General features: G+C 57.5%; 9 protein-coding genes. 5 read left to right on the forward strand and 4 right to left on the reverse strand.

Annotated features, from left to right (window positions below; genetic code table 11):
- The first annotated feature begins 121 nt into the window (after window positions 1-121).
- Window positions 122-1,171: a DUF2235 domain-containing protein gene (locus tag BFR47_RS08035; protein WP_071472580.1), complete on the forward strand. Its 1,050-nt coding sequence runs from the start codon at window positions 122-124 to the stop codon at window positions 1,169-1,171.
- Window positions 1,172-1,213: 42 nt separating this feature from the next.
- Here BFR47_RS08035 and BFR47_RS08040 read toward each other — a convergent pair whose 3' ends face one another.
- From BFR47_RS08040 to BFR47_RS08055, 4 genes are all read right to left on the reverse strand, one after another.
- Entirely contained in the window at window positions 1,214-2,371 is a 1,158-nt protein-coding gene (locus BFR47_RS08040) for a hypothetical protein (RefSeq protein ID WP_071472581.1), read from the reverse strand.
- Window positions 2,372-2,553: 182 nt separating this feature from the next.
- A complete protein-coding gene (locus BFR47_RS08045) occupies window positions 2,554-5,679 on the reverse strand; it encodes a DEAD/DEAH box helicase (RefSeq protein WP_071472582.1) in 3,126 nt (1,041 codons plus the stop codon).
- Between the two features lie 32 nt (window positions 5,680-5,711).
- Window positions 5,712-8,651 (reverse strand): DEAD/DEAH box helicase family protein, encoded by a 2,940-nt coding sequence (locus BFR47_RS08050; RefSeq protein WP_245748856.1) that lies wholly within the window; start codon window positions 8,649-8,651, stop codon window positions 5,712-5,714.
- Window positions 8,651-9,232 (reverse strand): class I SAM-dependent methyltransferase, encoded by a 582-nt coding sequence (locus BFR47_RS08055; RefSeq protein ID WP_071472583.1) that lies wholly within the window; start codon window positions 9,230-9,232, stop codon window positions 8,651-8,653. The genes BFR47_RS08050 and BFR47_RS08055 overlap by 1 nt, the downstream gene beginning before the upstream one ends.
- Before the next feature lie 164 nt (window positions 9,233-9,396).
- Here BFR47_RS08055 and BFR47_RS08060 point away from each other — a divergent pair, with 164 nt between their 5' ends.
- The 4 genes from BFR47_RS08060 (at window position 9,397) to nadS (ending at window position 11,152) form a co-directional block, all read left to right on the forward strand.
- Entirely contained in the window at window positions 9,397-9,894 is a 498-nt protein-coding gene (locus tag BFR47_RS08060; RefSeq protein WP_071472584.1) for a nucleoside deaminase, read from the forward strand.
- A gap of 186 nt (window positions 9,895-10,080) precedes the next feature.
- Complete coding sequence (locus BFR47_RS08065; protein ID WP_245748857.1) at window positions 10,081-10,383, forward strand: helix-turn-helix domain-containing protein; 303 nt, start codon at window positions 10,081-10,083, stop codon at window positions 10,381-10,383.
- Window positions 10,384-10,532: 149 nt separating this feature from the next.
- Window positions 10,533-10,868, forward strand: a complete 336-nt coding sequence (locus BFR47_RS08070) for a type II toxin-antitoxin system RelE/ParE family toxin (RefSeq protein ID WP_071472586.1) — start codon at window positions 10,533-10,535, stop codon at window positions 10,866-10,868.
- Complete coding sequence (nadS, locus tag BFR47_RS08075) at window positions 10,865-11,152, forward strand: NadS family protein (protein WP_071472587.1); 288 nt, start codon at window positions 10,865-10,867, stop codon at window positions 11,150-11,152. Before BFR47_RS08070 ends, nadS begins: the two co-directional genes overlap by 4 nt.
- Window positions 11,153-11,160 lie beyond the last annotated feature (8 nt).

An 11,160-nucleotide genomic window follows, 5' to 3' on the forward strand; every position in this document is an offset into this window, starting at 1 on the left:
GCTTTTTTTGTGCGTGGGCGAATGCCGCAATGGCGGGCCCGTTGCAACCGGCCCCGGGCCGGTTGGGCGGATCTGACATAGGCTGTGTATATACTCCTTTATCCTTTCCGGGAGCAGGCCCATGTCTCAACATCCGCAACGACTGATAGTGCTGTTTGACGGCACCTGGAACGATCCTCAGGACAACACCAACGTGGTAAGGCTGGCGCGCAGCATCGCCCCCTTCGATGGCGAGCGGCGCCAGCGCTTTTTCTACGATGCGGGGGTGGGCACCAGCACCCTGTCGCGGCTGGCCGGGGGCATGTTTGGCGCGGGCTTGAGCAAGAACCTGCGCCAGGGTTACGACTGGCTGGCCCGGCATTATCAGCCGGGGGATGAGGTCTGGGTATTCGGTTTCAGCCGTGGCGCCTATACGGCACGGAGCATGGTGGGCATGATCCGCAAATGCGGCCTGCTGCATGTGATTACTCCGACCAGCCTGGTCGCCGCCGAACGGCTGTATCGCAACAAAAGCGCGGCCCCGGACGGAGCACTATGTCAGTCGTTTCGGGCTCGATACAGCCGGGAGATCAACATTCATCTGCTGGGCGTGTGGGACACGGTGGGGGCGTTAGGGATCCCGGGCACCCTGATCTCGGAGCGGGGCACTTACTCCTGGCACGACACCCGGCTGTCGAAAATCGTTGAGCGGGCCTATCAGGCCCTGGCGCTGGACGAACACAGAGCCGCCTACGATGCGGTGCCCTGGACCAGCCCGGACGGCGCAAAAAAGCCCGGCCAAATCGAGGTGGAGCAGCGCTGGTTTATCGGCGCCCACGCCAATGTGGGCGGAGGCTATGGCGCGGATCCGCTGGCCGACCTGCCGCTGGCCTGGATGCAGGACAAGGCGACCGAGGCCGGGCTGGCACTGACGCCGGTTACACCGCAACCCCAGGCCTGGATGACGGCGCCTACCGATTCGTTCAGCGAATTCATGGGCGGCATCTATGCCCGCTACCGGCGCTGGTTTCATTCCGGTAATGGCCGTCTGTACCGGCGGCTGGACCGGGACGGGGAGGGCAATCCGGTTGTGGGCATGACCATAGATCCTTCCGTATGGGCCCGCTGGCAAAGCATGCCCGCTTATCGCCCGCGCACCCTGACCGATGCCCGCCGGATCCCGCCGGAGTGAACCTGCAGTCGAGCCCGGCAGGCGTTGGTTAGGCGCTGATTATCAGTATTCGCCGCGCTGCCTTATCTTGCCGTGCTTCATACCCCTAATCTGCCCTGTTCTGCCACTCAGCCTGGCCAGCATGAAGTGAACCACCCGCAGCAACCCCATGAGCAGCGGGCCAAACAGCCAGAGCAGCCAGCTGCCAAGGTAAAGCACCGGAATCAACAGCAACAGCCATCCGGCAAACTGCACGACCAGCACGGGGAGGCCCAGTACCTCCGCAACCCCCGCAAGCACGTCACTGACAAGACTGGGGTGGGTTATCACCAGGTAGCCGGCACCGATCACCAGCGGCCACTTCGCATAGCGGGCACTGGCCAGCACCATACGCCCGCCCTGGCTTACCCGGGCGGCCAGGGCCGCCGAGCGGGTGCTCAGGCTGGCCCCCTGGGTGGTGGCGGCTGCCGCACGCCCCATACGTAACACCTTTACGGCACTGGTTAACACCAGCACATCGACCGATGCCCAGCCGATATCACCAGCGGTGAGCGCTTCACCGGCGCGGTATTTGGTTTCCAGGCCGCGGATGCCACTGGTAAAAAACTGGTTCAGACCTTCCAGCATGCGTTCGGTCACAATCCACTGGGTGTCACCTTCGGCGTCCACCAAAAACTGGCCGAGAAAATCATGGCCTTCACTTTTGATGAAATGAACGGCGTACCAGCCACGTTCTTCCGGGGTAAGCGTTTGAAACTGGCCCGGGGTCGGGACTGGGGTTGCGGTGCTGGCGCTTTCCGGGGTAGCGGAAAAGTACTGCTTGATGGCTTGGTAGCGTTGGTCCGCCTGGTTTAGCAGCTCGATGGTGTGGATGGGCCGGGTCAGAAAATGATGGATCGGTGGCAGCACCGTTTCGCCATAGCGCAGCAGAATTTCCTGAAATTCAGGCTCCTTGCCGTAGAGCGAAAACACATGGCGGGCCATGTCCGGATAACGAATAAACGCCGCCTGCGCCTTGACCAGCAGCAGCGGGTCATCGGCCAGATCCAGCAGTACCGCCTGAACCCTGACCGGCTCCTGTTCAATGCCGGGAAACCCCTGCAGCACATCGCCGGCCTGTATCCGTATCAGTTTCTGCTCGATGGGAACCGGGCGGACGGCCACACTGAGCACCGTTGCCAGTAACAGGGCTACACCACAAATCAAAAATAGCTTCTTCACAGACTCACCAGTCAATATCACTCAACAGCAGGGGTATATCCGGTTTGTGCCGAGTCTACAACTGTTAACTGCATCTGCATTCTGATTTGAGGGAAGGGGACTGAGGAGGGAGGGTCAGGAGATGCTGACCCGAGAAGACAAAGCCGCCATCTGTTAATGGCGGTTTTTTTAGCCCAGCACGTTTAGCCCAGCACGCTGAACTCCTTGAACAGTCTCACCGGAAGCGGATGCTCTAACTGCCAGGTGATGTTCATCGGCTTGCCGCCGTGGTAACGCATAAAACGAACCGGTCCACAGGCGCGATAGGGTGCGCTTTTATCGATGCGTACAAAGAGTTGAAAACTCCAGTCATTGGTTTCGCTTTCAATGTAACGGCGACCGGCTGGGGTGCTGGGGCCTGCACTGTTCTGAGATTGCCAATGAAACTGAGTTTGACTGATGGCGTAGTCGTTATAGGCCACGCCTTCGTGTAGCGCCGTGCTTTTATCCAGCGTCACGAACAGTAACTCGATTTTTCTCTCTTTGAGTGTCAGTACACCGGCCTGAAACGGCGTGCGCTTTTCTGCAGTAAGAAAACCCACGGCGGTGAGGATCTCTCGGCTGTGATAAGCCGCATGTAACTTGAGCGGTGTGTGCTCTAGTCCGGGTAGGGGCGAGTATTGATGTTGAGTTCGAGCATCCAGATAGTTACTGAGCTGAGCCAGCTCGTCGCACACGGTTGGAGTATGGGACAGCCGGCTGAGAAAAGCTTGGGCCGAGCCGGTCTGGCTGTGTTGGCCGTCTATCTGATATGCCAGCATCTGTACTCGCTGTTGCTGTCGCTCATTGTCGATAACGTAATGAGCATTATGTTCAGCCACCTGATTTATCAGCTGTAATTGTGCAGTGTCATCCAGATGCAGCAGGCTACCCAGGCGGCGGCTGAAATAACGCTCCTCGGCGGTGGCTTCTCCCGACAAAACCCCGGCATCTCGTTGCAGATTAGTCCAACCGCTGTTTTGGCCAGCTCGGTAGATATCGTCCAGTTCCAATTGTTGTTCGTTAAGAAAATCGCCCAGCTTGACCTGGCGATTGCCGGTCAGACTAATGTAGGCGTGCAGCTCCTGCTGCAGGCGGCGCCAGTTCTGATTAATTGCTTGTTTCAGACTGCTAAGAATATGCTCTCTGGCCTGCTTTTGTAGCTGGATATGGCAACCACTGGGCAGGCGACCAAAGCCTTTTTCTATGCTTTCGAGTACTTCACGACGTGACAGCCCGGTAATGGCGCTGTAGAGCATATCGAAGCGGAATCCTTCTTTATGTTGGCCGACAAAATCCAGGATCAGGCAGCTTTCTTTACCCTCGAACAGCCGTAGCCCTCGGCCGATTTGCTGTTGAAACAGGGTGGCACTTTGGGTGGGGCGTAGTAACAGCAAGGTATCGACAAAAGGTAAGTCGATACCTTCGTTATAGAGATCCACGGTAACGATGGCATGAATATCGCCACGTTCCAGCTGTTTGGGCAGTTCTCGGCGCTCTTGGGCGGAGCTTTTACCGGTGATCACCCGGGCGATGATGCCTGCCTTTTCAAACTGATCTGCCATAAATTCCGCATGGGCAATGCTCACACAAAACACCAAGGTTTTGCTGAGCCGGGGATCGTCCACCAACTGCTGCCAGGCGCGGATCACTGCCGCAGCACGAACATGGTTGCCGGTCAGTAGATTATCCAGCGCTTTGAATTCGTTAGCCTGTTGCCAGGGGATCTCGCGGTAGTCAGTATCGTCGTCACAGGCGTAATATTCGAAAGGGGCCAGCAGTTGTAGATCCAGTGCCTGCCACAAGCGCAATTGGGCTGCTGGGGAGCCATCGGGTCGATTATCGAAATGGCGCAGAATATTCTTGCCGTCGGCCCGCTCCGGGGTGGCGGTTAAGCCCAGTAAGTAAGCCGGGGATATGCTTGAAAGCAGGGTTTCGAAGCTGTTGGCTTCTATATGATGACATTCATCGATAATCACCATGTGCCAGTAGTCTGCAGTTTGCTGAGAGACCAGCTTACGGGCATTCAGGCTTTGAATGGTGGCGAACAGGTGCTGATTCTGGTCTGGTTGGTGCTCACCGGTAAAGAGATCGCCGAATTCTGCCTCGCGCAATACCAGCCGAAAGGTGCTCATGGCCTGTGTTAGTAATTCCTTGCGATGAGCAACAAACAACAGCCGGGGCAGACCGCCTTGCTGGCGGGCCTGGCGGCGGTAATCAAAGGCGGCCATCACGGTTTTACCGGTGCCGGTGGCGGCAACCAGCAGGTTACGCATTCGTCCATGGGCTCGTTCGTTATCCAGTTGCTCCAAAATATCTAGCTGAAAGGGCTTGGGCTCGATATCGAAGAAGGTGGGCGTGGCAATAAGATCTCGGCCGGACTCGCGCTTGAGCGCTTTAGCCAACTCGTCGCGATGAGTTTGATCATCCGGGTTATAGGGTTGAAACTCGCCATCTTGCCACAGGGTTTCGAAATGTGCCTGAGCTCGCTGGTAGAGCTGATTTTGGCCTTTTTCAGTGAATTTAACTGTCCATTCCAGCCCGCCCATCAGGGCAGCACCGGACAAATTCGCACTGCCCACATAGGCGGAGCCAAAGCCGGTTTCCCGCTCAAAGATCCAGGCCTTGGCATGTAAGCGGGTACGGCGTCCGTCGAGTGATATTCGAACTTCACAATTAGGCAAGCGGGCCAGGGTATCAAGAGCCTTTTGCTCGGTCGCACCTACATAGGTGGTGGTCAGTACCCGGATTTTGGCCTGGCTTTGTCCCTTGGCATCGGTACTGGTGATCTGCTTGAGCACCTCGATGATCTTGCGCACCCCAGATACGGTGATAAAGCTCACCAGAATATCCACGCTATTACATGACGCCAGCTCGGCAGTGAGTTCATGTAACAGGGCGGGAGAATCTTTACCGGCGGTAAACAGCCAAGGTTGCGCCAAACCGATGGCAGGAAGCTCGGGCTTTCGCTGGACAGGATACAAGGAGCGCAGCACCTGGGGTGGTGTACACAGTAGATCTGGCGCTTCACTCTGGTTCAGGCGTTGGCGAGAGTATTGCAGAATATCGTTGATAAGTTCAGCTTGAGCCTTCACCTTGGCCTGTTTGTCACCACCGACGCCGGACAATAGCTGAGATAGTTGCTCAGCCAGAACATCGGCTAAGCGTTCGTGGCTGAACGCTGGGTTTAGATCTTCGGGATGGGCGGTGAGCCCGCTTTCTGATAGTGCCTCAGTTATCCCCTGAGTGGTGAGCAGATCGTAGAGTCCTTGTGCCAGTGGTGCTTTCATCCTGTCCCTTATTGTTGTTTTTCTGCTTCTTGTTATTGAGTCGGCTCTGCAATCACACCCCTGAACCGTGCAAACGGCTTCATCTCAAAGGTGACGGCCAGATCTTCATAATCCGGGTTGGTGGCGTGCAGCCGGTAGCTGCCGTCCGGGTTTTTCTTCACTACCCGCAGCAGGTACTGGTTGTCGCCGGATTCGTCCTGTCGCTCTATGGCCAGGGTCTGATTGCTGATGGCACCGGCGGTTTCCGGGCTTATCCATTCCAGCAGCAACAGGTCGCCGTCCTGCACCGGCTGTTTGCCGCCGTTCATGGAATGGCCGCTGGCCCGGGCCAGAAAGTGGCGCGCTGGATCGAGCCGGCCGTAATGGGCCGATAATGACCCTGACTGATGTACTGGCACTGGCATCAGCTTTGCGTGGTCGCTGTTACCGCTTTTGAAGTGGCCGCAGGCTATTTTCAGGTCGGGAAAGCAGGGTAATTCGATGACCTCGGCCACCGGTGTATCGGTGCTGCCATTCGTTTGCTGTTTCGCTTTCGCCAGCTTTGAAGCGTGGCGAAAGCGGTACTCGGCCAGGCGCAAATCCACCAGTTCCTGCATCATCACATGCAGGGTATCCAGCTCATCCATAGGCAACTCGAAGCGAGGGCAGAAGTGGTCGTCCTTAATCTTGAACCAGTAGTCGGCCTGGGAGTCCTGGTTGCCGCCGGTGCTGAACTTGATCGGGTTGCTCTGCCAGTAGCGCAGCCAGGCGGTGGAGTCGGCCATCATGGCTTGTTGTTTGGCAGGCAGGTCGAGCTGCAGCAAGTCCGGGTGGCGCTCCAGCACATAGCGCGACTGCTCGGCAAGTGCTGCCAGCGAGGGTGGCTGGCGCAATCCGTCCAGCTCCAGCAGGGCCTGCAGCAGTATGATCTTGAAGCTTTTGGTGAGTCTGGTGGTCTCTATGCCGGTCAGTAGAAAGTCCCGCAATCTGGCCAGTACCTTGCCGGCTTCTGCGCTCAGGTCACCTTCGCCGTTGGCCAGCTCAAACCAGCTGCCGTGCTGTTTGCGCAGCTTGCCGAGGTCCAACCCGGCCTGAAAGACCTGCGCCGCCGAAGGGCGGTGACCGAGTTGCTCTTTAAGTCGTCGGTAGTCATCAACGACTCTGACTTTTCCGCCGTAGCGCAGTTGCTCCAGCAGCGGGATCAGCTTGGGATCCAGGTTGATAAAGCAGCCTTCGGGCAGTGTAGGCGTCGTTTGTCCGCTGCCGCCTTCAATACCGGTGACCTCCTGCAATAGCTCCGGTTTGAACAGACAGGCCTTGTGGTTGCCTACCAGGTCAACCACCATCAGCCGCCGCTTGCCCGGGTGCAGGCGCAGGCCACGGCCCAGTTGCTGCAGAAAGACGATGCGTGATTCTGTGGGGCGCAGCATCAGCAGGGTATCGATGGCGGGCAGATCCGTGCCTTCGTTGAACAGATCCACCGAGAAAATTACCTGCAGTTTGCCGTCGGCCAGTTCGGTCAGCGCCTGGTTGCGAGGCATGGCCGAGTCGGCATACACGGCGGCGGCACGGATGCCGGCATCACGAAACACTCCAGCCATAAAGTCGGCATGGCGAGTCGAGATGCAGAAAGCCAGGGTACGGTTCTGGCTGAACTTCTGCCATTGATCAAGGGCGTTTCTGGCTCGCTTTTGGCTGGCGAAGGCGGTGTCCAGCGCCTCGGGATCGAAACGGCCGTTGCGCCAGGGAAGCTCACTGTAGTTGATGTACTCGTCATACACGCCCTGATAGACGAAGGGCACCAGATGGCGGTCGATAATGGCGTCGCGCAGTCCGCGCTCGAACACCAGGTTGTCGTCACATAGAGCCAGAATATCGGCCTGATCGGTTCTGTCCGGGGTGGCGGTGAGCCCGAGCAAAAAACGAGGGCGAAAATGATCCAGCAACCGGCGATAGGTGGGTGCCGTGGCATGGTGAAATTCGTCGACGATGATGTAGTCGAAGTGTTCCGGAGCAAACCGGCGCAGATGCTCGGCCCGGCCCAGGGTTTGCACCGAGGCGAACAGCCAGTCGGCCTGATCCTGCTGCTGACCGGTATACAGGCCGGTGTGGGCCTGGGGCTGCATGCGGATAAAGGTGTCCTGGGCCTGACGGATGATCTCGTCCCGGTGGGCTACAAACAGCAGTGTTTTTGCCTTGAGCTGGCGGGCGTCGAAGGCAGCCAGCCAGGTTTTGCCAAGGCCGGTGGCCATCACCACCAAACCGCGCTTGTAGCCCTGGCTGCGGCTGGCCTGCAATGCCGCCAGGGCATATTGTTGCACGGCGTTGGGCAGGGGCGTTTCGCGCAGGGTCTCGTCATCGGTTGCGTTATCACCGGTAATGAGGCGCAGATGGGTGAGCGGGCTCTGCCGATAACGCAGTAGATAATCGTCTATCCAGCCGTGGCTGAGTGGTACCACCCGGGCGTCCTGCGCCAGTTGCTCCATTTGTGCCTGTAGTGCCAGCAGGCTGGCGGCGGCGGGGCTGGTGCCATCATCATCCACTTGCAGGCGCCAGTTCCATTCCAGCGAGTCGGTAAGGGCAGCGCGGGAGATATTGCTGGAGCCGACAAAGCCCTGAGCCTTGAGCCGATCGTCGGTGCGCTGCCGAATAAACAGGTAGGACTTGAGATGAAAGCCGGGGTTGCCGGCGCTTTCGTAGATACCGACGTGGGCACCCCGCTCGGCCAGCAGCATCAGCTGGCGCAGGGCCACCGGTTCGGTCACATCCAGATAATCGGAGGTGATGATCCCGAGTTGCACGCCGCGTGTCAGTGCCTCGAACAGCGCATCCTGCAGCAGGGCCAGCCCGCTCTGGCGGATAAAGGACACGGCAATGCCGATATGGCTGTCTTCGCCGGTGGCGTTGATGGCAGCCAGCAGTGGGCCGAGTAACGGCTGGTTGAAGCCGGGGTCCTTGGGGCCACCACCGGCTAACAGTTGCGGTGCGCTCACTATGCCACCTTCACCAGCAGGGCGTTGAGCCAGGCTTCCTGCTCCCGACCGGGGCGCAGATCGCCGGTTTTCCATTGTTCGGCTACGTCCAGCGGCAGCCCGTTCAGCAGTTGCTGCAGGCCGGCTTCGTCGAGGTTGGTGAAGTGGCGGCCCTCGCGGCAGGTTTCGCCCCGGCCGTATTTGAACGAGCAGTAAAACACGCCGCCGGGCTTCAACTGCGCGGCCAGGTGAGCCATTACGGCGGCCAGCTCGGCCTGTGGTACATGCAGCAAAGAGGCACAGGCCCAGATGGCGTCTGCCGGTGTGGCTGTGCTGAAGTCTTCGAAGCGGCATTGCATTACCGGCAGGCCGCTATGGGTCCGGGCCAGTGCCACCAGCGCCGGGCTGGCATCGAAGGCGGTCACCCGGTAACCAAGGCGGGAAAAATGCAGGCTGTCCCGGCCCGAGCCGCAGCCGGCATCCACGACATGGCCGCCGGCCGGCACCCTTGGCAGAAAGCGATCGTAAAGCGGCGTCATGTCTACGGTGACGGTACTTTGATAGAACTGCTCGGCCCGCTGCTGGTAATAGTTGATAGACATGTTCCCGGCTTTGATATTTTTAGTTTGTTCAGTACCTTATCAGACTCAATATGAAGCTGGATAGCCCTTGCCGCCTTGTCTGTGCCTTTGTGGTGGCGGGCCGGAGGGTGGTGGCGCAAGGGCTCAGCCCCACGTTGTGCAGTCGAACAAAACAGGAGTGACTAATGGCTTTGAACGATCAGGATTTACGGCATTTGCGCCGTTGTGTGGCACTGGCGGAAGAGGCGCTGGCCGGGGGCGACATGGCCTTTGGTTCCGTGCTGGTGTCGGCCACCGGCGCCGTGCTGGCGGAGGATCACAACCGCATTCACAGTCATGAACCCACCTGGCATCCGGAAATTGCGCTGGCACGCTGGGCCGCCGAGCATTTGAGTGAAACCGAGCGGGCGCAAACCACCCTGTATACCTCGGGGGAGCATTGCCCCATGTGTGCGGCGGCTCACGCTTGGGCCGGGTTGGGGCGCATTGTGTATGCCAGTTCGGCGGCGCAGTTTACCGAATGGTGTGCCGAGTGGGGGCTGTCTAACTCGCCGGTGAAGCCGCTGGCCATCAACGAAGTGGCACCGGAAATTGACGTAGCGGGTCCGGTGCCCGAACTGGCCGGGCAGATCCGTGAATTGCACAAGCGCTATTTCGGGATTGAAGACAGCGGTAAGGCGTAAGACAAAATCAGTCCGCTGTAGACCCGAATTTATTCGGGTAATCTTGCCGGTGATGGAAAGATCTCCCCGTTGAAACGGGGCCTACAACAACGCCGAGGTATCAGCTGAGGGTTTGCGCCGCATGAATGGGCGCCTACGGAAACTGGATATCGGGAATGGTTAGGTTATCCCTTAAAGAGGATAAAATTGATTTTATCCTCTATAGCGGTTAAGGTTATTTTATTTGCTGGAGGGGATAATTTGCGTATTACTACCGCCAACATGCTGGCCCATGCAATTCGGGATGAGCGTAAAAAGCGTAAACTCAGCCAGCAGGCTCTGGCTGAGCAGGCTGCTATCAAGCAATCGACGATTTCCGCGTTTGAAAATAATCCGGATGGCACCAAACTGGAAACCCTGTTCAAGCTGTTGTCTGAAATGGGGCTGGAGCTGCATCTGGCAGAAAGGGATCAGCCCAGTAATAACGTGGGATGGGAGCAGGAGTGGTAGTGTATGGCCAGTCCCGGCACTCAGCAAACGCATCAGGCTCACGAAGGCCAGATCAAGAGTAATAATGATTCATACTATATCAACGTTGCTTGCCGTGTTAGTGTGGTGTACCCTGTACACTTGATGTGATGGCGTAGGAAGTTCTCTTAGTGAGTCATGCTATTGAGTTCGTAGAAACCTCGATCTTTACCAAACAGATCAAGGAGCTTGCAACGGACGACGAACTAAAGGATTTGCAAGTAGAGCTCATTGCTCAGCCTGAAAAGGGCGACATTATCAGGGATACCGGCGGCCTACGAAAGGTTCGGATGGCAGTCGGCAACAAGGGTAAGAGCGGCAGTGTACGGGTGCTTTACGTCCTTACCCACGTCGACAAAATTTTCTTGGTGCTGGCTTATCCGAAATCAGTTAAAGACAGCTTAACAAATGAAGAGAAGTCTCAGCTAAAAAAACTAGTTCAAACACTTAAAGGAGAGGACAAATGAGCATTTTTAACGAACTTCAAGCCTCCCTTGAGGAAGCGGTAGAAATTCAACATGGTCGCAAAGAGCCCGCCCGTGTAACCCGTTACGAGATTGCCGATGTTAAGGCAATTCGTGTAGATGTGCTTAAGGTAACTCAGGCCGAATTTGCTGCAACGATGGGCGTAAGCGTAGACACAATCAAGAGCTGGGAGTGCAAACGCCGTAATCCAGCAGGGCTAGCAGCCAAGGTGCTTGCTACGATTCAGGATGACCCGAAAGTCTACACAGCTCTAGCAGCTCACTAAGATTCAAA

This window comes from Oceanisphaera psychrotolerans (genome assembly GCF_001870485.1).
Classification (GTDB): domain Bacteria; phylum Pseudomonadota; class Gammaproteobacteria; order Enterobacterales; family Aeromonadaceae; genus Oceanimonas; species Oceanimonas psychrotolerans.

Excerpts from the sequence above, each read along its gene's own strand:
- BFR47_RS08035 (WP_071472580.1), top strand. The coding sequence starts at position 122 with ATGTCTCAACATCCGCAACGACTGATAGTGCTGTTTGACGGCACCTGG.
- BFR47_RS08045 (WP_071472582.1), bottom strand. The coding sequence starts at position 5,679 with ATGAAAGCACCACTGGCACAAGGACTCTACGATCTGCTCACCACTCAG.
- BFR47_RS08055 (WP_071472583.1), bottom strand. The coding sequence starts at position 9,232 with ATGTCTATCAACTATTACCAGCAGCGGGCCGAGCAGTTCTATCAAAGT.
- BFR47_RS08060 (WP_071472584.1), top strand. The coding sequence starts at position 9,397 with ATGGCTTTGAACGATCAGGATTTACGGCATTTGCGCCGTTGTGTGGCA.
- nadS (WP_071472587.1), top strand. The coding sequence starts at position 10,865 with ATGAGCATTTTTAACGAACTTCAAGCCTCCCTTGAGGAAGCGGTAGAA.